General features: G+C 72.8%; 19 protein-coding genes and 1 pseudogene. 7 read left to right on the top strand and 13 right to left on the bottom strand.

The genetic code is table 11. The features are described 5' to 3' along the window. Positions 1-14 precede the first annotated feature (14 nt). The 4 genes from M2271_RS17005 to M2271_RS16990 all read right to left on the bottom strand — a co-directional run bounded on the left by M2271_RS17005 (position 15) and on the right by M2271_RS16990 (position 7647). Positions 15-1385: an extracellular solute-binding protein gene (locus M2271_RS17005; protein ID WP_280888070.1), complete on the bottom strand. Its 1371-nt coding sequence runs from the start codon at positions 1383-1385 to the stop codon at positions 15-17. 160 nt (positions 1386-1545) lie between these two features. Then, entirely contained in the window at positions 1546-2199 is a 654-nt protein-coding gene (locus M2271_RS17000; RefSeq protein ID WP_280888069.1) for a peptidyl-prolyl cis-trans isomerase, read from the bottom strand. Further along, entirely contained in the window at positions 2196-6557 is a 4362-nt protein-coding gene (locus tag M2271_RS16995) for an NEW3 domain-containing protein (RefSeq protein ID WP_280888068.1), read from the bottom strand. Before M2271_RS16995 ends, M2271_RS17000 begins: the two co-directional genes overlap by 4 nt. A 205-nt stretch (positions 6558-6762) precedes the next feature. After that, entirely contained in the window at positions 6763-7647 is an 885-nt protein-coding gene (locus tag M2271_RS16990; RefSeq protein ID WP_280888067.1) for a MurR/RpiR family transcriptional regulator, read from the bottom strand. Between the two features lie 125 nt (positions 7648-7772). Between M2271_RS16990 and M2271_RS16985 the strand changes: the two genes are divergently transcribed. Continuing rightward, entirely contained in the window at positions 7773-8537 is a 765-nt protein-coding gene (locus M2271_RS16985) for an SIS domain-containing protein (RefSeq protein ID WP_280888066.1), read from the top strand. Between the two features lie 202 nt (positions 8538-8739). On the opposite strand, the gene M2271_RS16980 is transcribed toward M2271_RS16985, so the two are convergent. After that, on the bottom strand, positions 8740-10077 hold the full coding sequence (locus tag M2271_RS16980) for a hypothetical protein (protein ID WP_280888065.1): 1338 nt from the start codon (positions 10075-10077) through the stop codon (positions 8740-8742). A gap of 113 nt (positions 10078-10190) precedes the next feature. Here M2271_RS16980 and M2271_RS16975 point away from each other — a divergent pair, with 113 nt between their 5' ends. Next, on the top strand, positions 10191-11447 hold the full coding sequence (locus M2271_RS16975; RefSeq protein WP_280888064.1) for a molybdopterin-dependent oxidoreductase: 1257 nt from the start codon (positions 10191-10193) through the stop codon (positions 11445-11447). 310 nt (positions 11448-11757) lie between these two features. On the opposite strand, the gene M2271_RS16970 is transcribed toward M2271_RS16975, so the two are convergent. From M2271_RS16970 to M2271_RS16960, 3 genes and pseudogenes are all read right to left on the bottom strand, one after another. Beyond that, entirely contained in the window at positions 11758-12543 is a 786-nt protein-coding gene (locus tag M2271_RS16970) for a class I SAM-dependent methyltransferase (RefSeq protein ID WP_280888115.1), read from the bottom strand. An 11-nt stretch (positions 12544-12554) separates the two neighbouring features. Then, entirely contained in the window at positions 12555-13166 is a 612-nt protein-coding gene (locus tag M2271_RS16965; protein ID WP_280888063.1) for a DUF2064 domain-containing protein, read from the bottom strand. Positions 13167-13414: 248 nt separating this feature from the next. Then, a pseudogene (locus M2271_RS16960) lies at positions 13415-14056 on the bottom strand (glycosyltransferase family 2 protein); the annotation flags it as partial. Positions 14057-14207: 151 nt separating this feature from the next. On the opposite strand from M2271_RS16960, the gene M2271_RS16955 reads away from it, so the two are divergent. Together M2271_RS16955 and M2271_RS16950 are read left to right on the top strand one after the other, a co-directional pair. Beyond that, positions 14208-14912 (top strand): response regulator transcription factor, encoded by a 705-nt coding sequence (locus tag M2271_RS16955; protein WP_280888062.1) that lies wholly within the window; start codon positions 14208-14210, stop codon positions 14910-14912. Positions 14913-14914: 2 nt separating this feature from the next. Beyond that, complete coding sequence (locus M2271_RS16950; RefSeq protein ID WP_280888061.1) at positions 14915-16027, top strand: HAMP domain-containing sensor histidine kinase; 1113 nt, start codon at positions 14915-14917, stop codon at positions 16025-16027. A gap of 154 nt (positions 16028-16181) precedes the next feature. On the opposite strand, the gene M2271_RS16945 is transcribed toward M2271_RS16950, so the two are convergent. Then, entirely contained in the window at positions 16182-17210 is a 1029-nt protein-coding gene (locus tag M2271_RS16945) for an NAD-dependent epimerase/dehydratase family protein (RefSeq protein ID WP_280888060.1), read from the bottom strand. A 227-nt stretch (positions 17211-17437) separates the two neighbouring features. Here M2271_RS16945 and M2271_RS16940 point away from each other — a divergent pair, with 227 nt between their 5' ends. From M2271_RS16940 to M2271_RS16930, 3 genes are read left to right on the top strand one after another with little or no spacing between them, the layout of a single operon-like run. Further along, the gene (locus M2271_RS16940; RefSeq protein ID WP_280888059.1) at positions 17438-18595 is read left to right on the top strand and encodes an ABC transporter ATP-binding protein; all 1158 of its coding nucleotides are present in this window, start codon (positions 17438-17440) and stop codon (positions 18593-18595) included. Then, entirely contained in the window at positions 18592-19305 is a 714-nt protein-coding gene (locus tag M2271_RS16935; RefSeq protein ID WP_280888058.1) for an ABC transporter permease subunit, read from the top strand. The genes M2271_RS16940 and M2271_RS16935 overlap by 4 nt, the downstream gene beginning before the upstream one ends. Further along, positions 19302-19970, top strand: coding sequence for an ABC transporter permease (locus tag M2271_RS16930; protein ID WP_280888057.1), 669 nt, complete (start codon positions 19302-19304; stop codon positions 19968-19970). Before M2271_RS16935 ends, M2271_RS16930 begins: the two co-directional genes overlap by 4 nt. A 92-nt stretch (positions 19971-20062) precedes the next feature. On the opposite strand, the gene M2271_RS16925 is transcribed toward M2271_RS16930, so the two are convergent. The 4 genes from M2271_RS16925 to M2271_RS16910 are packed head-to-tail and all read right to left on the bottom strand — an operon-like array spanning position 20063 to position 24604. Beyond that, complete coding sequence (locus M2271_RS16925; protein WP_280888056.1) at positions 20063-20662, bottom strand: ATP/GTP-binding protein; 600 nt, start codon at positions 20660-20662, stop codon at positions 20063-20065. Further along, on the bottom strand, positions 20649-21059 hold the full coding sequence (locus M2271_RS16920; protein WP_280888055.1) for a DUF742 domain-containing protein: 411 nt from the start codon (positions 21057-21059) through the stop codon (positions 20649-20651). The genes M2271_RS16925 and M2271_RS16920 overlap by 14 nt, the downstream gene beginning before the upstream one ends. Positions 21060-21095: 36 nt before the next feature. Further along, a complete protein-coding gene (locus M2271_RS16915; RefSeq protein WP_280888054.1) occupies positions 21096-21569 on the bottom strand; it encodes a roadblock/LC7 domain-containing protein in 474 nt (157 codons plus the stop codon). After that, a complete protein-coding gene (locus M2271_RS16910) occupies positions 21566-24604 on the bottom strand; it encodes an ATP-binding protein (RefSeq protein ID WP_280888053.1) in 3039 nt (1012 codons plus the stop codon). Before M2271_RS16910 ends, M2271_RS16915 begins: the two co-directional genes overlap by 4 nt. Positions 24605-24649 lie beyond the last annotated feature (45 nt).

Raw genomic sequence — 24649 nt, 5'->3', positions numbered from 1 at the left:
GGTGTGCTGAGCCATCAGCCGGCCTGCTTGATCAGCTCGTTGGCCTTGGACTGCGCCTCCTTGAGGGCGTCCTCGGCGCTCTTCTTGCCCTGCATGGCCAACTGGATCTGGGCCGAGACGGCGTTCAGCTCGCCCGGGGTGAGGGTGACCTCGTCGGCCGTGGCGGTCGTGCGGTCACTGGCCACGATCTTGCGGGCCTGGGCGAAGGGGTCGCCGCCCTTGACCGACTGGAAGAACGGGTCGTTCAGGGAGGCCGTGGTGGACGGGAAGATGACCACGTTCGGGTCCTTGGCCCACGTCAGCTGGTTCTCGGCGTCGGTGAGGAACCGTGCGAAGGACAGCGCGGTCGCCGCGTGCTTGCTGGTGGAGGCGACGCCGACGTACTGCGGGGCCCCGACGGTGTGGCCGAGGGTGTCCAGCATGAAGCGGGCCACGCCGGTCTTCTTGTAGACGGTCGGGTTGTTCTGCTGGATGAAGCGCAGGAAGTTGGGGTTGGTGGGGCCGTAGACCAGCTTGCCCTGGCCGTAGACGTTGGCCGGGTCCTGGGTGGAGGAGAGGGAGTCCCGGGGCATTCCCCCGGCCTGGTAGAGCTTCGCCATGGCCTCGACCCACCGCACGGTCTTCGGGTCGTCGGCGAAGGTGAACTTCTTGCCGTCGGCGGAGAAGACCCTGATGCCCATCTGCTGCCAGTCGGCCGGGATGCGCAGTTGCGGGTTGGCGAGGAAGGCGTAGTACTTTCCGCCCGAGGCCTTGGCCACCTTCTGGGCGTCGTCGAACAGGCCGAGGACGGTGGTCGGAGGTTCGGCCGGGTCCAGGCCCGCCTTCTTCAGCAGATCGTTGTTGAAGGTCTGCACGATGCCACCGGAGTACCAGGGCAGCACGCTGTGCACCTTGGCTCCGGCGGCGTCCGCGTACATGCTCGACTTCCACAGCGCGGGGACGAACGGTTTGCCCGCGTCCGGGGCCTTCTTGTCCAGGTCGAGCAGGTAGCCGTTCCTGGTGAGCGCGATCGCCGTGTTGACGTTGATGTTGACCACGTCCGGCAGCGTGCAGCCCTGCGCGTCCGCGACCAGGCGCTGGGTGAAGGTGGCGTCGCCGGGGTCGTCGATCCACTTGACCTTGGCGTCGGCGTGCGCCTTCTCGAAGGCCGAGATGACGCCGTTGAAGTAGTCGCCGAAGTCCTTCTTCAGGTTCGTGGTCTGGAAGGTGATGTCGCCCGTGACCTCGCCGGAGAGCTTCCCGGACCCCACGTTGTCCTGGTCGACCTCGCAGCCGCCGGCGGTGGCGCCGTCGCCGCCGGAACCGCCGGAGAGGCCGCAGCCCGCGGCGGTCAGGGACAGTACCGCGAAACAGGTCAGGGTCCGGGTCAGTCTTCTTGCGCGCATGCGTGTGCCCTCCAGCGACCGGTAAGCCAGGATGCCTTTGGTTCAAATAACCAACTTCGACTCCGACTGATGAAAAGGTGGACCAGAATTCATCGGAGGTCAATGGGTTGCCGTGTTGCTTTTCGGTTCCGCCCGCTCTCAACTCGCGGATCAGGACGGCTCAGTGGCGGTGCTCGTGGTCCGGATGCGAGGGATCGCCCGGGTGCTCGTGCCCGTGCGCGTAGACCACTTCGGCGCGGGCCCGGTCCAACCAGTCGAAGAAGGCCCGCCGCCCCGCCGTCCGCCGGAGCTCCCGCGCGACCGCCTCGCGGACGTCCTCGTACGGCAGGAAGTCCGCGTCCGACGCCGCGCGGAAGGGATCGACGCCGTGTCGCAGCGCCGCCCGGGTGAGGAAGCGGTCCCGGTTGCGGTCGTAGTAGTCCCGTACGGCCGCCTCGCGGACGATCTGCTCGGCCTCCAGCTCGGACAGCAGCATCCGGGCCGCCGGGGAGTGGGCGAGCGCCGCCGCGACGATGCTGCCCAGGTCGGCGACGTCGGCCTCGGCCACGGCGAGCACCCGGCTCGGCGACACCTCGTCCGGCGGCTGCAACCCCCGCTGCGCACAGGCCCGGCGGGCGAGTTCGTCGGTGACCACGACCTGGGTCGCCCAGCGCCGCCGCTGCCGTTCGGCGCGGGCCAGGGCTTCGGGACGGGCCAGGGCTTCGGGACGGGGCTCCCGGTCGCGGGCCGGAACGGCCCTCAGGAAAGCGTCCACCCGGTCTTTCCCGACCACCTGGCCGTCCACCGTCGCGGCGTGCTCCGTAGCGGCGTTCAAGGCGTCACCTCCAGGACGACCGCCTCCGTGCAGGCGACGGATCCGTGCCAGGCGGCCTTCCCCATCAGCCAGTACGTCCCCGGTGGCACCGCCGAACCGTCCACCTCGATCCCGCACTCCAGCTCCTGCCCGCCGGCCACCGTGAACCCCTGGCAGCCCGGTCCGACCCCCGCCCAGGTGCCCCAGGCCGACACGGCCCACAACTGCCCGCTCACCGGCCCCCGGGTGGTGTTCCGCAGGCTCACCGGAACCCGGACCCGCTCGCCCCGCCGTACGGCGACCCGCTCGACTCCCAGCCGGCAGACCAGCGTCGGCCCGGTGTGCCCGTCGGGCACGTCCAGCGCCACGACGTCCTCGTACGTCTGCCCGTCGTACGCCAGTCGGGCCGCCAGCCAGTGCCGGCCGGGCTCCGCGCCCGGCGCCGGGGTCACCGTGACCTCGGCCAGGGTGAACCCGCCCGGGCCCAGCGTGTACGGCAGTTCGGCGGGCTCGGCGGACCAGCCGGACGGCACCTCGAAGGCCACCGTGCCCCGCGCGGACGCGTCGGTCAGCTCCGAGCCGACCCGCACGGTCGCGGTGACGGGACCGGAGACGGTCAGCGCGGCGGGCGAAAGGTACACGGACACGGGCATGTTGCCGCGCGGCGCGGGCCCGGAGTTGTGCAGCCAGTAGCGGGTGTGGACGGGCTGCGCGGGCTCGTGGGCGGCGACACCGGGGGCCGGGGTGGCGCGATCGGGGGGCGGGGTGGCGCGATCGGGAGCCGGGGCGGCGACTCCGGGTTCGTGGGCGGTGGCGTAGGGGCCCGGCGACGGTTCGGGGTCTCCCGACGGCGTGGCCACGACGGTCGCCACCTCGAAGCCGGTCAGGCCGACGTCCAGCACGCCCGCTCCATTCACCACGCCCGCTCCGTCCGGCATCCCCGCCTCGTCCGGTGTCAGCCGTTCCCCGGGGCGCGGGCGCTCCAGTACGTCCGTCCGGGCGCCGTCGGTCCATGCCGACGGTCCCTGGACGCGCGCCCGCACCGGCCGTCCGTTCACCTCGTGCATCCGTACGACCACTCCGCGCCCCGGCTCGGCGGGGGCCACGCTGCCCCGCGCGAGCGGGGAGCCGGCCGGCTTGAGGGCGTCGAGGAGGACCTCGCGGGCGGGCTCCAGCGTGAGCAGGGAAACACTCCTCGGCAACCGCGCGACTGCGTCCGCGTCCCGCAGCCGGGCGGTCAGCGGATGGTTGAACTCGTGTCCCCGCGCCGGGAGTCCGAGCTCCCGCCAGTCGCCCTCGCCCGCCACGACCGCGTACGCGAAGGTGTGGGACCAGCGTTGGAGCTGGAACGCGGAGCCGTCGGGGGCCGTGCGGCGGGGCGGGTCGGTCCAGATGCCGGACGGCCAGCCGGTGCAGGAGCGCATCAGCGACATGTACAGGTCGCCGGAGGCGGTGACCACACAGCCGGGCGTGCCCCGGTTGAGGACGGCGAAGCCGCGCCCGTCCCAGGCGTCGCCCGGCGGCAGCGCCTCGCCGCCGCCCGCCGCGGTGGCCGCGACGGTGAAGTCGTCCAGGTCGGCGATCAGCGCGTCGACCGCCTTCGCGTCGTCCTCGGCGTCGGCGCCCGCGACCACCAGCAGCGGCAGCCGCTCCAGGTCACGCAGATCGGCTCCCGGCACCCATTCCTCCCGCAGCGAGGCCCGCGGCGCGACCCACACGGCCGCCACCCCCCGCTCGGCCAGCTGCCGTCGCAGTTCCCGTCCGGCGGCCGGGTCCCAGCCGAGGGCCTCCCGAGCCACCGGGTTGCGCTCGGGGCCACCGACGGCGATCCGGATGTCGGGCAGGTTGGAGTCGACGTCCAGGTCGCCGTAGCGGGGGCCGCCCGCGATGGTCGAGGTCGCGGTGACCCCGGCGCGGACCAGGGCCGCCGCGAGCGGGGTGCCCAGCTCGGCGGCGGCCTCCCAGTCGGCGTACACCAGCTCCGCGACCCCGATGGCACGGTGCCCGAGGAACGCGCCGGAGTCGTCGTGGACCGCGATCCGTGCGGTGGACCCCAGCCCGAACCAGGTGTTGGCCGGGTTGTCCAGCGTCCACGGGAAGCGCTCGCTGTCCACCTCCACGAACCCGAACCCGCGCCCGATGACGGCGTCCGCCACCTCGTGCACCGGCAGCCCGCCCCGCACGTCGGACGGCCAGCGGACCCGGATGAGCCGGTCGGCGCCGTCGTAGCCGTCGAGGGTGGTGGTGACGTCGAGGCGGTCGACGCCTGTCCACAGGGTCAGCCGCTGGGTGTACCGGAAGAGCCCGAGGTCGGCGCGGACGGTGATCCGCGATCCGGCGGGGGAGTGCTCGACCTCGACCTCGGCTGTCACGTCCCGGCTGCGGGCGGCGGTCGTGCCGGTCGGCGTGAGGTGCCAGGGGCCCTCGCCGAAGCGCGGGTGCCGGGGGTACTCCTCCTGGACGACGAGTTCGTTGCCGATGTCGCCGGGGCGGAGCAGTTCCCGGCCGCCGTCCCCTTCGGCGAGGGCGCGCAGGCCGCTGACGGCGCCGCCGCGTCCGGGGTCGACGGTCACCTCGTAGAACTCGTTGCGGATGGTCGTCCCCTCGCCCGGCGCCCACTCCGGTACGGAACCGGCCGTGAGCGGGAACGCCTTGAGGCCCATGCCCGGGACCGCCGGTACGACGACGCGGAGGCGACCGTCGTCCTCGCGGACGGCGGGCAGCGGCCGGAGAGAGTCGTCCACGGGGACCAGTCCCGGGTCGTCGACCGTGAGCACGTCCCGCCGTTGCCAGGTCACGGAGTTGAAGACGATCAGGTCGGGCCCGCTGCCCGGGGCGACCCGGTCGGCGAGGGCGTCGGTGGCGTCGGCGTGCACGGTCTCGGCGAGGTCGTACAGCTCCCGCCAGCCGGTCATCAGGTCGATGTAGACCTGGTCGGACTCGGAGCCGGTGACGGCGTCGTGGTGGGCACCGTAGACCAACTGCCGCCAGGCCTTGTCGAGGGCCGCGTCGGGATAGGGACGACCGGTGACCAGTGAGGCGAGCGTCGCCCAGGCCTCCGCGTCGGCGAGCAGGGTCTCGCCGTACCGCTGGGCCTGCTTGGTGTCGATGTAGGAGACGTCCTTGCCGGTGTAGACCGGGTTCATGTCCCGGGTCTGCGGCGAGGCCCTGCGGCCCTCCTCGTCGAGCTGCTCGCGGACGGCGGCGAAGAAGTCCCGGGGGACCGCGCTGACGAACCGCGGCCACACGTACCGGGCGTTCCAGTCGTGGTGGATGTCCATCACCCAGCGGCACGGAGGCGCGTAGTCCCCGCCGACCGGCAGCAGCACGTTCCGGGTGAGCGCGACCTTCTTGAGCCCCTTGAACAGCTTGAGCGCGGCGGCCTCCGCCTCGGGCAGGGCGGGCGCGCTGTCGATCGCCCAGCCGGCGGCGTAGTGGTTGACCATGTAGGCGGTCAGCAGTCCGCGTCCCGAGGGGGCGATCCACTCGAACTCGGCCGGGAACTGCATCCGTCCGGGGTCGCGCGGCTCGTCCCCGAACACGGACAGCGTCGGCCCCCACTGGTGGAACGGCCCGCGCGCCCACGAACTGGAGGTGACCCCCGCGTCCGCCATCAGCCCCGGGAACTGTGGATCGTGCCCGAAGGCGTCCAACTGCCAGGCGGTCTCCGGGGACGCCCCCATGATCCCGCGCTGGAACCCGTCGCCGTACAGGGCGTTGCGTACGGTCGCCTCGGCGCCGGTGAGGTTGGTGTTCGGCTCGTTGTAGGTGCCGCCCATGATCTCGACGCGCCCCGTGCGGATCAGCTCGCGCAGGAAGGCCCGCTCCTCCGGGAAGGCGTCCCAGTACGGCTTGAGGTAGTCGACCTCCGCGAGCACGAAGCGGTACGCCGCGTCGCGCCGGGCCAGATCGCAGTGGGCCCGCACCAGGCTCATCCCGGACTGGCCGCGGTAGTCGAAGGTGCGGGCGGGCAGCCCGCTCGTGGCCGGGTCGTCGACGACGTCCCAGGTCTCCGTGTAGGCGGCCTGGGTGTTCCACCAGACGGGGTCGTAGTGGAAGTGGCTGACCATGAACATGGTCCAGCCGGGCTCGGCGGCGATGAACTCGCCGGTGTAGGACGCGAGTTGGTCCCCATCGGCGGCGGTGACCGTGATCTCACGGTGCTCGCCGACGGCCACATCGGCGGTCACCGGCACCTCGGCGAGCAGGACGCCGTCCTCGGCCACCGTGGCCTGCAGGGTGCCGTGCACGCCGGGGCCCTCGACGGTGAGCCGGACGGTCCGGCCGGGGGTGTGGCTCAGCACGACGGCCACTACCTGGCGCGGCTGCTCGGTGGTTCCGACGAAGAGCTCGGTCGACTCGACAGAGGACACGCGCATGAGACTCCTACGAGGATGCTCGGCGGAGCACCATCGTGGCACCGGAAGGATGATTCAAACAACCATCTTCGCGTTTTTCCGGTGGCTCATCCACACAACTTCGGCGCGGCTCAGTGTCCGCGGGTGGTTCTTGGTCCCAGCGTCCGCGCCGGCCCATGCCCAGCGCCCGCGCCGGCCCACGCTCAGTGTCAGCGGCGGCCCACGCTCAGCGTCCGCGCCGGCTCTTCGCCGCGTGCTGCGGGGTGATGTGGTCGGTCAGCGCCAGCGAGGCGCTCGCGCGCTGGTACGTGAGCTGGGCGACCCGGACGTACAGGCAGTCGACGAGCATCAGGACGGAGTGCCGGCTGCTGATGCTCTCGGAGCGGAAGCTGGTCTCCGCGGAGGACGGGATGAGCCGGATGTCGGCGACCCGGGCGAGCGCCGAGCGCGGGTCCGTGGTGAGGGCGATGGTGGTGGCGCCGCGCTCCTTGGCCATCTCGAACGGTTCGAGGGTCTCCCGGGTCGCCCCGGAGTGGGAGATGCCGATGGCCACGTCCGCCGGGGTGAGCAGGGCCGCGGAGGTGGCCGCCGCGTGCACCTCGGTCCAGGCGCGGACCGAGCAGCCGATGCGGAACAGTCGCGTCTCCGTCTCCTGTGTCACGGCGCCGCTGCCGCCGACCCCGTAGACGTCGATGCGCCGGGCGCGGGCCAGTGCCTGGGCCGCGCGCTCGGTGGCGTCGAGATCGATCCGTTCGATGGTCTGCTGGATGGCCCGCAGGTCCGCGGTGCCGACGACCTGCACGACCCGTTCGAGACTGTCGTCCGGCGAGATGTCCGAGCCGATCTCGGCGGTGCCCCAGTCGGTGACCTCGCCGCGGCCGCGCTCCTGGGCCAGCTCGATCAGCAGGTGCTGGTAGGAGTCGAGGCCGATGGCGCGGCAGAAGCGGGTCACCGTCGCCTGGGAGGTGCCGGTGCGACGGCCCAGCTCGGCGGCCGAACAGTGGGTCACGGCGGCCGGATCCTCCAGGATCAGCTCGCCGACCTTCCGCAGCGAGCCCGCCAGCCGGGGCAGCTCGGTGCGGATCAGGGTGGTGACGTCCGTCGGGGGCATGTGAAGAATGTATCAGCCACCATTCATGGGACGAATTGAATACCAGGACCGCCGGCGATTTAATGATTCATTACTCGAGACGTATAGGGTGGTTCAATCCATCAGTAGTGAGTGGGGAGTGTCGCGTGTCCGTCGAGTCCGTCAGCGCCAAGGGGTTCGCGCACGAGAGCCTGGCCGTCCTCCAGCACCTCACCGAGTCGGCGCGCGAGGATGTGGCCGGCGCCGCCGAACTGATCGCCGACTGTGTCCGCGCGGACGGCGTCATCCAGGCCTTCGGCACCGGCCACTCCCAGGCGATCGTCCTCGAACTCGCGGGCCGGGCGGGCGGCCTGGTGCCCACCAACCGGCTGAGCATCGCCGACCTCGTGCTGTACGGCGGCGACGACCCGAGCGTCCTCGACGACCCGCTCCTCGAACGCCGGCCGGGTGTGGCCGCGCGGCTCTACGACCTCGCCGTCCCGCACCCCCAGGACCTCTTCGTCGTCATCTCCAACTCCGGCGTCAACAACGTGATCGTCGAGATGGCGCTGCGGGTCAAGGAACAGGGCCACCGTCTGCTGGCCGTCACCTCCCTCGCCCACACCAGGGCCGTCCCCGCCGGCCACCCGAGCGGCAAGAAACTCGCCGACCTCGCCGATGTCGTCCTCGACAACGCGGCCCCGCGCGGCGACGCCCTCCTCGAACTCCCCGGCGGCGGCGCGGTGTGCGCCCTGTCCACGCTCACCGGCGTGATGCTGGTCCAGATGGCGGTCGCCGAGGCCTCCGCCCGACTCCTCGCCGCGGGGGAACATCCCCCGGTGTACGTCTCGGCCAACGTCCCCGGCGGTTTCGAGGGCAACCTGGAGCTGGAGAAGAAGTACACGGGCCGCATCCGCCGCACCGCCGGCTGAGCCGCACGGGGAGGGCGGCCGGGGTCCGGCCCCGGTCGCGGTCCTCCTTCCCGGCCCCGGCCCCGGCCTCGCTCGCTGCCTGAGGCCGGTGCTGACGGCCGTCAACTCCTGCCTGAGGCCGGTGCTGACGGCCGTCAACTCCTGCCTGAGGCCGGTGCTGACGGCCCGTCACCCCTGCCCGAGGCCCGTGGCTGACGGCTCGTCACCACCACGTCATCAACAGATGGTTGATCAGCAGCGCCAGTACCCCCTGCGCCGCCAGCCACCCCCGCGCCCCCGTCAGCCACGCGCCCGCCGGCAGCAGCCACGTCGCGAACGGGAGCCAGATGCGTTCCGTCTCCGCTTTGCTCATGCCGGACAGGTCGGCGGCGAGGAGGGCGAGGAGAGCGGCGAGGACGAGTACGGCCAGTCGGATGTCGCAGAGGCGGACGCCGGGGCGGTTCAGACGTCTGCTGGTGAGCAGTGTCGTCGTCGTGCGCCTGAGGCCCGCCACCGTCGCCGGGCCCACGATCAGCGCGGTGCAGGCCAGGTTCGCCCACACCCAGTAGTCGTACGGCCGGACCCCGCCCGCCCCCTGGTAGTAGCGGCGGACCAGCAGCCGGTACGCCTCCCACCAGTCGAAGCCGGCGGCGGTGAACGCCACCGGCACGACCAGGAATCCGGCCAGCAGGAAGGGCAGGGGCCGGACGCGGTGGTGGCCCAGGAGGAGGACGGCTCCGGCGATGACGGCGAAGAGCGCCAGACCGTACGAGAGGTAGACCGTCAGACCGAACAGGAGGCCCGAGGCGAGGCCCGTCCAGGCGGGCCGGTGTCCCGTCACCGCCAGGGCGAGCAAGGCGACCGCCCAGGCCGCGACCGCCGCGAAGTAACCGTCGGCGGAGGTGCCCACCCACACGGCCGCGGGGGCCAGCACGAGGAAAGGGGCGGCGCGGCGGGCCAGTGACTCGTCGGTGAGGGTCCGCACGGTCACCAGGACCGCCAGGGCCGCGGTCGTGCCGACGGTGATGCACCAGGTGCCGGCCCAGCCCCCGCCGCCCAGACCGGCCCGGTCGAGGAGGACGAAGGTGACGGTGGCCGCCGGGGGGTGGCCGGCGACGTGGGCGGGCCAGTTGCCGGGCGTGTCGATCAGGATGTGGTGGGTGAAGTCCGCCAGCGTGGCCGGGATGTCGTGGAAGCGGTCGATGACCTGGAGGTACTCGTTCCGGGTCGTCAGCCGTGCGGCGACGCCCCGGTGCCAGCCGTCGACCAGGGCGAGGGACCACGTCCAGGCCGTACCGGCCGCCCACGTGGTGAGCAGCAGCGCGCGCCAGGGCAGCCGGGCGGCCAGGGCGGGCCCGTACGTCACCACCGCGACCGCGACGGCGACCGCGGCCGGGGTGCCGGGGCCGAGATGGGGATCCCAGAGCGCCAGCAGGGGCGGCCAGCCGACACGGAGGGTGCCGTCGCGGTGCTGGATCGCGCTGCCGGCCAGGACGGCGGTCACGACGAGCAGTGCGGCGGCGAGGGCCGCGTACAGGTCATGTCTCAGATGGCGGTTCACGCCGGAACGCTAGGTCGCCGGGGGTCCTCCGGACGGCTGACCGGCGCGGACGTCAGAGTTTCGTCATGGTTCGCGGGCCCGCTGGGGGGGTGGCGCGGGCCTACGGTCGGGGCATGGCACGCCCTCCCTTCCCGGCGCGTTCGCGCCCCTTGCCGCGTACTCCCTTCTCGCCGTCGTTCTGGCGCAGCCCGTTGCGCGGCTCCTGGCTCACTTCGGTGCTCGGGTTCGTCCTGCTCGGCGGGATCACCGTGCTGTTCCTGACCGGGCTGCTGTCGTACGCCGCCTACAACCCGGGTCTGTCGCCGGTGAACGACAAGACCCCGGACAAGGGACTCCTCGGCTTCTACCTCTTCTCCTGGCCGACCGATCCGCACTGGCTGTACCGGCTCACCCAGGGCGTCCACGTCACCCTGGGGATCACGCTGATCCCGGTCCTGCTGGCCAAACTGTGGTCGGTCGTACCGAAGCTGTTCACGCTGCCGCCCGCTCGCTCGCTCGCCCACGCGCTGGAGCGGGTCTCGCTGCTGCTCCTGGTCGGCGGCGCCTTGTTCGAGTTCGTGACCGGTGTGCTGAACGTCCAGCTGGACTACGTCTTCCCCGGCTCCTTCTACCCCCTGCACTTCTACGGCGCCTGGGTGTTCTTCGGCGCGTTCCTCGCGCACGCCGCACTGAAGACCCCGGCGGCTGTACGCAACGTACGTCAACTGCGCGCTGAGCACGACGAGTTGATCTCCCCGAACCCCGCCAGGCCCACCGTCTCCCGCCGCGGCGCCCTCGGCCTGGTCGGCGGCGGTTCGCTCCTGCTCCTCGCCACCACGGCCGGCCAGAGCTTCGACGGGCCGCTGCGCGGGACCGCCCTCCTCGCACCCCACGGCGGTGCCGAACCCGGCACCGGACCCGGCGGGTTCCAGATCAACAAGACAGCCGCCTACGCGGGTGTCCACGCGGCGGAGACGAGCGAGGAGGCATGGCGCCTGGTCCTCGCCGGCCGCACCGGAACCGTCCGGCTCAGCCGCTCGGACCTCCTCCGGCTTCCCCTGTACAGCTCGTCGTTGCCCATCGCCTGTGTCGAGGGCTGGTCGACCTCCGACCAGGAGTGGCGCGGGGTGCGGCTGCGTGACCTCGCCGCCCTCGTCGGGTACGACGATCCGCCCGACGTCCTCGTCGAGTCGCTGCAACGCCACGGCGCGTTCCGGCGGGCCGCCCTGCGCGCCAACCAGGTCGCCGACCCGCGCTCGCTGCTCGCCCTGTACGTCAACGGCGCGGACCTGACCCCCGACCACGGCCACCCGGCGAGGGTCATCGTGCCCGCCGCGCCCGGCGTGCTCAACACCAAGTGGGTGGCCCGGATGACGTTCGGAGAACTGTGATGCCGTCCAGGCTCCTCCCGCTGGGAAGCCCGCTCCAACTCCTTTTGCCGGCCTGCTCGTTCGCTGTCGCCGCCTACGCCGGCATCCGACTGTTCGCCGAGGACTGGTTCGGGGTCGCGCTCTGGTTCGTGGGGGCGGCGTTCCTCCACGACCTGGTGCTGCTGCCGCTGTACGCCGCGCTCGACCGCGCCCTGGTGAGGGGGGCGGGCCGGCACCAGGACCGGGTCGTGTACGTCCGGGTGCCGGCCGCGCTCTCCCTGCTGCTCCTGCTCGTGTGGTTCCCGTTGATCAGCGGGCAGGTCGCCGGGCGTTACGCCTCGGCCACCGGTCTGCCCGCGGACCGCTTCCTGACCCGCTGGCTGCTGCTGACGGCCGCACTGTTCGGCGGTTCCGCCATCCTGTTCGTGCTGCGGCTGCGCAGGGCGACGAAGGAACGCCCGCCGACCGCCCACTGATCGACGGCACGCCAGCCCGCGCGGCGCGCGAGCCGCAGCAGGGCCGGCGTGCCGAGCCGCGCCCAGGGGAACGGGCTGCCGGTCCCCCCGCGCGCGTCGGTGACATGGACCAGGACACGTTCGTCGAGGTCTAGCCCGGGAACCGTCTCGGCGACCAGCAGCCCGCCCTCGCAGAGGAGTTGGGACATCCGGGTGAGGAGGGTGCGCGGGTCCCCGCCGATGCCCACATTGCCGTCGATCAGCAGGGCGGTGCCCCAACGCCCCTCGCCGGGCAGCGGCTCGAAGACCGAGCGGCGCAGCGCGGGCCCGCCCAGCTCCTCGGTCCGTGCCACGGCCGCCTCGCTCACGTCGATGCCGAGCACCCGGCGTCCCCGTGTGCCCAGGGCCGCCACCAGACGGCCCGGCCCGCAACCGACGTCGAGCACCGCGCCCTCGCAGCGCCGCAGCACCTCCAGGTCGGCCGCGTCGGCGTCCGCGCACCAGCGCTCCACGTCCAGCGGGAGCAGCCAGCCGTCGGAGCGGCGCAGGAAAAGGGGACCGCGGCCGGAGCGCAGGGCGTCCGCGTAGGGGTCGGCCGACCAGGGCTCCCCGTCGGGAACGGAGGCGCTCCCGTCGGCGAGGCGCGTCCGCTGCCGTCCGATCCGTACCGTGCTCACCGGGCCCCGGCCGGGCTGAGCCGGGCCAGCGCCGCGGCGAACCGGCCGCCGGGCGCGGACCGGGCGACCGCCTCCGCGTCGTCCGCCGTGTCCACGTCCCTCAGGCGCGGCAGGTCCCGCACCCGTAGCCCCGCGAGCCGGGCACGCTGGGCGGCGCCCGTGTGCGCGGTCGACATCGGCACGCCCCGCAGCAGCGCGGGATCCGGTGCGGCCAGGCCCAGCGCCCAGAAGCCGCCGTCCTCGGCGGGCCCGAAGTACGCGTCGCAGTCCGCGAAGTCCACCTGGAGCAGTTCCGGCGTGACCTGGGGGGTGTCCATGCCGATGAGGAGGGCCGGGCCGGCGCAGCCCGCGAAGGCGGCGGCCAGCCGTTCGTCGAGGCCGCCCGCGCACTGCCGTACGACGTGGAAACCGGAGGGCAGCCAGGGGCCGGGCTCGCCCTCCAGGACCAGGACCCGGCGTCGGGCGGGCGTCCGTACCACCGTGTCCAGGGTGTCCGCCAGGGACGCCTCCGCCAGCGCGGCCGCCTCGTGCGGCGTGAACGGCGGGGTCAGCCGGGTCTTCACCCGGCCCGGCCGGGGCTCTTTCGCGATGACGAGCAGCGTGGTCACGCGCGCACCCCCTGCTCGGTGGTCGTCCCGGTCTCGGGTTGACCCGTGGTCGCCGTGGGCTCGGTCTGCTCGGTCGCTGTCGCGGGCCCGGCTTGCTCGGTGGTCGTCCTGGTTTCGGGTTGCCCTGTGGTCGTCGTGGGCTCGGTCTGCTCGGTGGTCGTCCCGGTTTCGGGTTGCCCTGTGGTCGTCGTGGGCTCGGTCTGCTCGGTGGCCGTCCGGGTCTCGGCCTGTTCCGCGGCCGTCGCGGGCTCGGCCAGCACCCGGCTCATGTCCCGCACCGCCTGCCAGGTGCCGCGCCAGGTGCCGGTCACCTTGGAGGCGCCGGTGCGCGGCCGGTACGGGACGTCGTGTTCGGCGATCCGCCAGCCCGCCTCGGCGGCGCGCACCACCATCTGGAGCGGATAGCCGCTGCGGCGGTCAGTAAGACCGAGGGCGAGCAGCGGCCCGCGCCGGGCGGCCCGCAGCGGTCCGAGGTCGTGCAGTCGAAGTCCGGTGCGGCGGCGGAGCAGCCGGGTCAGGGCGAGGTTGCCCGCGCGAGCGTGAACGGGCCAGGCACCGCGGGTCTGCGGGCGGCGCCGGCCGAGAACGAGGTCCGCCTCGCCGGCCAGGATCTCCCGTACGAACGGCACCAGGTCCGCCGGATCGAGGGACGCGTCGCAGTCGCAGAAGCAGACGACGTCGGCCGTGGCGGCGGCCAGGCCCGCGTGGCAGGCGGCGCCGAAACCGCGCCGCTCCTCGCGTACGACGGTCGCGCCGAGGGTCCGGGCGATGCGGGCGGAACCGTCCGTGGAGCCGTTGTCCACCACCAGCGCGCGCCAGCCGGGCGGAACGCGCTCCAGCACCCGGGGCAGCGCCTCGGCCTCATCGAGACAGGGGAGTACGACGTCCACGGACAGCAGGTCCGGGAGGGGAGCGGAAGAGATCGTCACGGCTCTCACCCTACGAGCACGAAAGGGGCATACCGGACTTCGGCTCCTTACGAAACGCGGACGTCGGGAGCCGGGAGGCGCGTCGGCGCGGGTACGGTGCGAGGCTGGCGGCATGGAGCAGCAGCCGTACGAACAGACCGGGGCACGGGTCCTCGTCGTGGACGACGACCCCACCGTCGCCGAGGTCGTCACCGGGTACCTCGACCGGGCCGGATACGTGGTGGACCGCGCCGGGGACGGCCCCGACGCACTGGCCCGGGCCGCCGCGCACTGGCCGGACCTCGTCGTCCTCGACCTGATGCTGCCCGGCATGGACGGCCTGGAGGTGTGCCGCCGGATGCGCGGACGCGGGCCGGTCCCGGTCATCATGCTCACCGCGCGCGGCGACGAGGACGACCGCATCCTCGGCCTGGAGGTCGGCGCCGACGACTACGTCACCAAGCCCTTCAGCCCCCGCGAACTCGTCCTGCGCGTCGAGTCCGTGCTGCGCCGCACACGTCCCTCCCAGTCCTCCGGCACCCTCGGCGCGGCCGGGCTCGTCCTGGACCCGGCGGCCCGCCGCGCCGCCAAGAACGGCACCGAACTGGCCCTCACCATCCGCGAGTTCGACCTCCTCGCCTTCTTCCTGTGCCACCCCGGCCGGGTGTTCAGCCGTGAGGACCTGATGCGCGAGGTGTGGGGCTGGGACTTCGGGGACCTGTCGACCGTGACCGTCCATGTCCGGCGGCTGCGCGGCAAGGTCGAGGACGATCCGGCACGCCCCCGGCTGATCCGGACCGTGTGGGGTGTCGGGTACCGCTTCGAATACGAGGCGTGACCATGCGCGACACCTTCCTCATCGCCCTCTTCGCCTTCCTCGGCGCCGCCGCGGTCGGCGTGCTCGGCGCGGGCGTGCTGCTGTTCATCCGGCGCCGCTCGGTCGCCACCCACCTCGCCGTGGTCGCCGCGGTCGCCGTGACCGCGATGCTCGCGGGCACGCTCGCCGTCGCCCAGGCGATGTTCCTGTCCGCACACGACCTGAAGGTCGTCACGACGGTCGTCGCCATGGCCGCGGTGGTCTCCCTCGCCACCGCACTGTTGCTGGGCCGCTGGGTGGTCGCCCGCAGCCACGCCCTCGCGCTGGCCGCGCGCTCCTTCGGCGACGGTGGCGACTTCACCTCCCCCGAGGGCCCGGCCACCGCCGAACTGGCCGAGCTGAGCCATGAGTTGGAGGCCACCAGCGCCAAGCTCGCCGAGTCCCGGGAACGCGAACGCGCCCTGGAGACCTCCCGGCGTGAACTCGTCGCCTGGATCTCGCACGACCTGCGCACCCCGCTCGCCGGACTGCGCGCGATGTCCGAGGCGCTGGAGGACGGTGTCGCCGCCGACCCCGACCGCTACCTCCGGCAGATCCGCACCGAGGTGGAACGTCTCAACGGCATGGTCGGCGACCTCTTCGAACTCTCCCGCATCCACGCGGGGACACTGCCGCTGAGCCCGAGCCGTATCTCCCTGTACGACCTGGTCGGCGACGCCCTCGCGGGCGCCGACCCACTCGCGCGCGAGCACGGCGTACGGCTGGTCGGGGACCGGGTCGAGCCCGTGCCGGTCGAGGTGGACGGCAAGGAGATGAGCCGGGTCCTGGGCAACCTGCTGGTGAACGCCATCCGCCGGACACCCGCCGACGGCACGGTCGCGGTGGCCGCCGAGCGCCGCCCCGACGGGGTCGTCCTGTCCGTCACGGACGGCTGCGGCGGCATCCCCGAGGAGGACCTGCCGCGCGTCTTCGACACCGGCTGGCGCGGCACGCACGCCCGTACCCCGCCCGCCGGCGCGGGCCTCGGCCTCGCCATCGTGCGGGGCATCGTGGAGGCCCACCAGGGGCAGGCCACCGTACGGAACATTCCCGGGGGCTGCCGGTTCGAGGTGACGCTGCCGGCCGCCGGGGTCTGAAAGGCCACCGCCGGGGCACCCCACGGGCGCACCGATCACTCCCGCGCAGCCCGGCCCTCCGGCCCGCGCGATCTCTCGCGTTCCCTCTGCGGCGTGACGCCGGCGGCACCGGGGTCTGAGCGGTCACCGCCGGGGTACCTCACGGGGGCACCGATCACCCCAGCGCAGTCCGGCCCGCGCGATCACTCCCGCGCAGTCCGGCCCGCGCGAACTCCCGCATTCCCTCCATGAACCCGACCTCCGCCTTCCACCCCAGCTCCGCCCGCAGCCGCGCCGAGTCCGCCGTGATGTGCCGTACGTCGCCCAACCGGTACTCCCCGGTGACCACCGGCTGCGGACCGCCGTGCGCGGAAGCGAGCGCCCCGGCCATCTCGCCGACCGTGTGCGGCTCGCCGCTGCCGGTGTTGTACGCGGTGAGCGCGCCCTTGCGCGCGGGAGCCTGAAGTGCCGCCACGTTGGCCGCCGCCACGTCCCGTACGTGCACGAAGTCCCGCCGCTGGCGGCCGTCCTCGAAGACGCGCGGGGCCTCGCCGCGGGCCAGCGCCGAGCGGAAGAAGGAGGCGACGCCCGCGTACGGGGTGTCGCGGGGCATGCCCGGCCCGTACACGTTGTGGTAGCGCAGCGACACCGCCGACCCGCCCGTGGCCCGCGCCCATGCCGCCGCCAGGTGCTCCTGGGCCAGCTTGGTCGTGGCGTAGACGTTGCGCGGATCGACCGGGGCGTCCTCGGCGACCAGCCCGGGCGACAGCTCCGCCCCGCACTCCGGGCAGGTGGGCTCGAAGCGCCCGGCGTCCAGGTCGGCGACGGCACGCGGACCGGGGCGGACCACTCCGTGCCGCGGGCAGTCGTAGCGGCCCTCGCCGTACACGACCATCGACCCGGCCAGCACCAGCCGTCGTACGCCCGCGTCGGCCATCGCGGTGAGCAGGACGGCCGTACCGAGGTCGTTGCGGGAGACGTACTCCGCCGCGTCGGAGAAGCCGACGCCGAGGCCGACCATCGCCGCCTGGTGGCACACCGCGTCCACGCCCTTCAGGGCGCGGCCGACCGCCCGGGGATCCCGCACGTCCGACGGGGGGTCGGTGCGGACGTCGTAGACGACGGGCTCGTGCCCGTGGGTTTCCAGAGCCTCGACAACAGGGGACCCGATGAATCCGGCACCGCCGGTGACCAGTACGCGCATGCGGCCACGCTAGGGGCGGGGGCGGGCCGGACGACCGGGCCGCGCCCACCACGTCACGGCTTCGTAAGACTCACGGACTCACGGACTCACCGGCGGCCCACCGGCGGAAACCGATGGTCCGCCCAGCGTCGAGCCCCCACACAAGCCGTCTAGACTCTCCCCCCAACGGCCCGCACGACTGTCCTGGAGCGGGCGACTTCTGCCAGACCCGAAGGGTATTCGGCGCCTTGATACGGATAGATTCAGTCACCAAGCGGTACCCGGACGGCACGGTGGCGGTCGACCGGCTCTCGTTGGAGATACCCGACCGCTCGATCACCGTCCTCGTCGGGCCCTCGGGCTGCGGGAAGACGACGACCCTGCGCATGATCAACCGGATGGTCGAGCCGAGCGAGGGCACCATCCTGCTCGACGGCAAGGACATCACGCAGCAGCCCGTGAACACGCTGCGCCGGTCCATGGGGTACGTCATCCAGAACGCCGGTCTCTTCCAGCACCGCACGATCGTCGACAACATCGCCACCGTGCCCCGCATGCTCGGCTGGGGCAAGGAGAAGGCGCGGGCCCGGGCCCGGGAGCTGATGGAGCGCGTGGGGCTCGACGCCGCGCTCGCCAAGCGGTACCCGTACCAGCTGTCCGGCGGACAGCAGCAGCGTGTCGGTGTCGCACGCGCCCTCGCCGCCGATCCGCCCGTACTGCTCATGGACGAGCCGTTCTCCGCCGTCGACCCCGTGGTCCGCAAGGGGCTGCAGGAAGAACTCCTGCGTATCCAGGACGAGTTGGGCAAGACGATCGTCTTCGTCACGCACGACATCGACGAGGCCGTCAAGATCGGCACGATGGTCGCCGTGATGCGTACCGGCGGCAAGCTCGCCCAGTTCGCGCCGCCCGCCGAGCTGCTGTCGCATCCCGCGGACGCGTTCGTGGAGGACTTCCTCGGCGCGGACCGCGGAATCCGGCGGCTGTCCTTCTTCCCCTCCGCCGGACTGGAGCTGCTGACCGCGCCGATCGTCGCGATCGACTCCACCGCCGAGCAGATCGCCGCCCGTGACACCTCCGAGGCCCCCTACCTCCTCGTGACGGACCTGGAGGGCAAGCCGCTCGGCTGGGGCGAGCCGGGCCGGCTGACCGCCGGGGACATCAGGACGGACCAGCTCCTGCCGTACGGACGGCCGTTCGTCGCCGGGACCGAATCGCTGCGGGCCGCGCTGGACTGCGCGGTGCTCTCGCCCACCGGCTGGGCGGTCGCCGTGGACGCCGAGGGCCGGGCCGCCGGGGTGGTCTCCCAGCAGACCATCGGCGAGGCGATCCGCGGCGCGCACGCCGAAGGACGCGCGCCCGAGGAGGCCGCCGAGGCCACGAAGTTCACCAGGGCCGCCGGATGAACGGCTTCTTCGACATCCCCAGCGACCTCCAGCACAGCTGGCTCGGCCTGGTCGGCCTGCATCTGCGCGAGGCCCTGCTGCCGGTCCTGTTCGGCCTGGTGACGGCACTGCCGCTGGCCCAGCTGTGCGTGCGGTTCCGCTGGCTGTACCCGCCGGTGCTGTGGGTGACGACCGTGCTGTACGCCGTCCCCTCGCTGGCCTTCTTCGTCGTCCTCATCGACTACACCGGCCAGACCGAGCTCACCGTGATGATCCCGCTGGGCGTCTACAGCCTGGTGGTGCTGGTCCCGGCGATCGTGGACGGTGTGCGGTCGGTGCCGCAGGAGACGCTGGCCGCCGCGACCGCCATGGGCTTCGGGCCCGTACGCCGCTACGTCCAGGTGCAGCTGCCGATCGCCGTGCCCGCCATCATCGCGGGACTGCGCATCGCGGTCGTCTCGAGCGTCAGCCTCGTCAGCGTCGGCACGCTGATCGGCAACCAGGGCGCGCTCGGCAACCTGCTCGCCGACGCGATGTTCTACCACCGGCCCGAACTCGCCGTGAACTCGGTGGTCACCACGGCCGTCCTGGCGATCGTCCTGGACGCTCTGCTGGTGGGCCTGCGCGTGCTGCTGACTCCGTGGATGCCGAGCGGCGCCCGCAAGAAACCGAAGGCGGCCGCGGCCCGGCCCGAACCGGCCACGCTCGCCCTGGAGGACGCGGTCAAATGAACATCCTGAAATTCATGAACGCGTTCTTCAGCGACAGTGCCCACTGGACGGGCTACGACGGCATCCCCACCCGGCTGGGCGAGCACGTCGGCTACTCCCTCCTGGCGCTCGCCATCGCCGCCGCGATCGGCCTGCCCGTCGGCCTGCTGACCGGGCACACCGGCCGCGGCGGCAACGCCCTCGCGTTCATCGCCACCGCCGCCCGCGCCCTGCCCAGCTTCGGCCTGCTGGTGCTGATGTTCGTCATCCTCGGTCTCGGTCTGCTGCCGGTGATGATCCCGCTGGTCGTCCTCGCCATCCCGCCGATCCTGGTCACCACCTACGAGGCGATGCGCTCCGTCGACCCGTCCCCGGTGGACGCGGCCCGCGGCATGGGCATGCAGGAGTCCCGGATCCTGTTCCAGGTGGAACTGCCCGTCGCGCTTCCGCTGATCCTCAGCGGCCTGCGCTCGGCGTCCATCCAGATCGTCTCGACGGCCACCATCGCCGCGTACGTCTCCCTCGGCGGCCTCGGCCGGTACATCGTCGACGGCCTTTACCAGCGCAACTACGAGAAGGTCGTCGGGGGCGCCACCCTGGTCGCCCTGATGGCGCTGGTGACGCTCGGGTTGTTCTGGGCGCTGAACCGGTTCGCGGTGTCGGCCGGAGTGCGCCGGAGCAGCTAGTGCCGCGGCGGCCGGAGCGGCTGGTTCTACGGCAGAGGGCCCGGGCGATCGTCATCTCGCCCGGGCCCTGCGCCGTACCGCCGTACCGCTGTTCAGCCCTCCGTGCGGGCCAGTGCCTGTTCGAGTACGACGAGCAGGGCGTCCCGCACCGAGCCGCGTTCGCGGGCGTCGAACACCACCACGGGGACGCGGTCGTTGACGTCGAGCGCCCAGCGGACCTCGTCCAGGGTGTGCTGGACCTGCCCGTCGAAGGCGTTGACGGCCACCGCGAACGGGATCTGCTGGTGCTCGAAGTAGTCGACGGCCGCGTAGCAGTCGTCGAGGCGGCGGGTGTCCACGATGACGAGCCCGCCGACCGCGCCCTCGACGATGTCGTCCCACATGAACCCGAACCGCTCCTGTCCGGGAGTGCCGAACAGGTACAGCTTCAGGGTCGGGTCGATGGTGATGCAGCCGAAGTCCATCGCGACCGTGGTGGTGGTCTTGCGCGGAGTGTGGCTGAGGTCGTCCACGCCGGCTGCCACCTCGGTGATGGCGGCCTCGGTGGTCAGCGGCTCGATCTCGGAGATGGAACCGACGGCGGTCGTCTTGCCCACCCCGAAGCCGCCCGCGATCACCATCTTGACCGGCAGCGGCGGTCTCACGGCGGCCTGCGCGGCCGCTGGGAGGATGGCCGGTTCAGTCGGAATCACGGAGTACCCCTCGGGAGTCGGGGATGGCGCGCAGGCCATCGATAACCCTTCGCAGGACGGAGGCGTCGTGGGTGGCGCCGGTGTCGGGCACGTGCACCGTGAGCTGCCCCGCCGCGCGCAGGTCCTCGGCGAGGACACGGACCACGTTCAGGTGCAGCCGCAGCCGGGCCGCGATCTCCGCGATGGACTGCGGTTGCCGACAGGCGGCGACGATGTCGTGCTGTTCGAAGGAGAGCCGGTCGAGCACGTCGAGTCCCTCGGCGGTGGCCACCACCTGGGTCTCGACGGGCATCGTCCGGCCGTTCGCGCTGGGTGCCACCCGGCCGGCGGTGACCAGGAACGGCCGTACGGCGGGAACGGGGCCGGCCGGGTCCGGCCCCGGGGGTGTTTCCGCCATGGGTTGTGTCTTTCTCCTCGCCCGGGCGGCGCCCGGTCAGCGCTTCGAAGCGGCGCCGACGCTGTTCTTCAGTTCGAGCACGAGCTGGGGGCTGAGCGCGGCGCCGGCACGGTTGGCGAACAGCGTCATCTCGTACGCGATGTTGCCGAGCTTGGCCTCCTTGTCGGTGACCACGCCGAGGACGGCGCCGCTGCCGATCGCGGAGACCAGCACGTGGCCGCCCTCCAGATCGATGATGACCTTGTTGAGGCCGCCCAGGCCGTAGTTGCCGGAGGCCCCGGCGGCCAGGCTGGTGATGCCGGAGACGATCGCGGCCAGGCGTTCGGAGTCGGCGTGCTCGCGCAGTTCGGACACGGCGATGAGCAGGCCGTCGGAGGAGACGGCGATGGCGTCGACGACGCCCGCCGTCTCGGTGGCGAAACGATTCAACAGCCAGGTGAAGTCGGCTGCCGCGGCCTGCAGTTCGGCCGGCGTGGTGCCGGTCGGAGTGTCACCTGTCGACGTGCTCACTGCTCCGCTCCTTCCGGGGAGTGGTGGTGCTGGTGCATGGGGTCGGGTGCGGATCCGCTGACGCGGGGCACGGGGGTCGGGCTGGTGGTGGTGGCGGCGGTGGTCGTGGTCGGGGTGGTGGCGGTGGCGGTGGTCGTGGTGGTCCTGGTGTCGTCGTCGGGGGTGACGTGGTGCGTGGCCGTGTCGTCGCCCTCGCTGTCGCGGTGGGCGCGCTCCACGGCCGCCTCGAACTCGTCGAGCGCGGCACGTACGGCGTCCGCGTCGGCGGGCCGGGGCGCGGACCGGCGTGCGGCCTGCTGGTCGGGGTCGGCCCCGAAGGCCGTACGCAGGGTCGCTCCCCGGACGCGGCGGCGCAGGGGGCGGGCTCCGTCACCGCCTGCGGGCGGGCCCGTGGGCACCGTCCCGTCGGCACGGGCCGACGCGGAGGATGCCGTCTCACCGTCCCGGGCACGGGGGATGAAGGGGGCGTCGGGGCGGTCGGTGCCGGGCGACTCGCCTGCCGGGGCGGCGGGCCTGCCGGGGGCGGCCGAGGTGGCGTCCGGGGCGGGGCCGGCCGCTGGGGCCGACGTGCCGGGCGCCGCTGAGTTCTTGTCGGAGTTGTCGTCCGAGCCGAGCGGCGACGAACCGGCCGGGGCGTTGTCGCGCTGGGGCACCCTGCGGGGGAGCGGGGCAGGGCCGTCGGCCAGGGTGGTGCCGTTGGCGGCGGCGGGCGGTGCGCCGGTCGGGCTCGGACGGCCGGTCGAGGCCGATGTCGGACCCGCGGTCCCGGCCGCACTCTGGAGCGAGGCGGGGCCCTGGAGCGACGCCGAGTGCGTCGTCGTATGCGAGGTCCGGGCAGCGGCGGAACGCGGACCGGCGGAGTCCGACCCCACGGCCGCGCCCGACCTCGTACCCGCGCCCGACCTCGTACCCGAACCCGTGGCTGTGCCGACTCCCGTGCCCGAGCCCACTCCCATGTCGGTGCCCGAACCCGAGCCCCCCGAGCCGATCGCCCCCCTGTTCTTCGCCGCACCGCCAAGGGCGGCCACCGCGACCGGGCTCATCGTCAGGAGGAGGGACGCCGGGATGGTCACTTCGGCTGTGACGCCGCCGCCGGGGGTGCGGGAGAGGGCGACGTCGACCTCCCAGCGGCGTGCCAGCGTGCCGACCACGAACAGGCCGAGGACCTTCGTGGGGACCACGTCGAGGCGTTCGCGGCGGATCAGGCGGGCGTTCTCCTCGGCGAGCCGTTCCGCGCTCATCCCCAGACCGTGGTCGGTGACCACGACCAGCGCGCCCTCGGCGCCGCCGCGGACCGTCACCTCGACGGGGCTGCCCGTGGGCGAGAACGACACGGCGTTCTCCACGAGCTCGGCCATCATCAGCGTGAGGTCGCCGATCATGTCGGGCGCGACCATGGCCTCGGTCGCGGCCCGCAGCTGTACGCGCTGGAAGCCCTCGATCTGGCCCAGCGCGGCCCGTACGACGTTGGTCAGCGCGAGCGGACCGGAGGCGAGGACCGTCTCGCGGATGCCGGCCAGCAGCATCAGGCTGTCCGCGTTGCGGCGCAACCGGACCGCGATGTGGTCGATGGAGTACAGCCGCTCCAGCAGCGCGGGGTCGGTCTCACCCCGCTCCACCGCGTCGATCAGCGCCAGCTGCCGCGTGGTGAGGTTGCTGACCCGGCGACCCACGTTGCCGAACATCTCGGCGACGTTGCGCCGGCTGAGCACCTGCCGCTCAAGGAGCGCGGCGGCCGTGGTCTGGACGTGGTTGAAGGCCTCGGCCAGGTCGCCGATCTCGTCCTGCGCGGTCACCGGCACCTCGCGCAGCCGCGGCGGCGCGTCGTCCTCGGCGTCGTCGTCGGCGACCCGCGCGAGCTCACGTCCGGCGATGTCGGCGACCTGCCGTGCGGCACCCGTCAGCGCCTGCACCGGGCGCACCACGGACCGCCGTACGAGGACCGCGAAGGCGATCCACATGGCGAAGCCGAACGCCGCCAGGCCCAGCAGCAGACCCGCGCGCCAGGCGGCCTCGCCGGAGGCGTCCTCGGCGCGGTCGGCGATCTGGCCGATGAGGGACGCGGTGATCTGCAGCCGGGTCTCCGACTGGAGCCGGTAGTCGGGGTAGGAGCCGAGCGCCCCGGTGAAGGCCTCACGGATCTGCGTGGGCGTTCCGGCCTGCAGGTTGCCGGGGTCGATCTGCAGCTCGGCGTAGTGCCGGCCGATGGTGGCCTGGGAGCTGTTGTGCTCGATCCCGCCCAGCTCGTCCGCCTGGGCCTCGGTCGCGAACCGGGCGAATCGGTCGGCCTGGTGGGTGTACTCGTTCTCGAAGCCGACCGCGCCGATGAACTCGATCTGGGCGTTGCTGTCACCGGTGCGCGCGGAGAACACAGCCGTCTCGAAGGCGCTGTGGGCGGCGTCGGCGCGCAGCAGGGAGTCCAGCAGGTTGCCGGTGAAGGTGCCGGTGAGGGCCTCGTTGTGGTCCAGGCCGAGGCCGTCGATCAGGCCCTTGGAGGCGTTGGTGTAGGCCGGGTCGATGTTGTCGGCGGGCAGATACCCCTGCTCGACGGTGTCGCGCAGACTCGTGAGGCCGTTGATCTCCCGCAGGGCCTGCGCTTCGGTGTCCGGCAGCCGGCCGCCGAAGGTGTCACGCACCTTCTCGACCTGGACGTCGACCGCGGTCTGCGCCTTGCGGTAGTCGACGGAGGAGGGGTGGGCGCCCGCGGGCGCGGCCTCATACCGTACGGACAGCAGGATGGCCTGCTGGTGCTCGGCCTCCACCCGGTCGACCAGCTCCGCGACCTGCGCGCTGTCCCGGACCAGCTGCGCGGCGGAGCCCGTGTCCCAGGCCTGGCTCACCTGGTCGGCGATCAGATAGGCGAGCAGGGCGGCGACCACGGCCAGCGGAACACCGACCAGGACGTTGAGCTTGCGGCGGAACGGCCAGCGGTCGGCGAACGCCCGTAGCCGCCGGACACCCTGTACGAAGGATGCGTCACCCGGGTCCGACGGCGGTGTCGGCTGGGCGGCTGCGCCCACCTCGGTCGTGGACACCTGGCCTCCTTCGTGGGTGTCTTACGGCGCGCGAAGAACTCCACA

The organism is Streptomyces sp. LBL, from assembly GCF_029893585.1.
Taxonomy (GTDB): domain Bacteria; phylum Actinomycetota; class Actinomycetes; order Streptomycetales; family Streptomycetaceae; genus Streptomyces.
The sequence above is the reverse complement of the archived record's forward strand: the minus strand, read 5'-3'. Positions and strand labels throughout refer to the sequence as shown.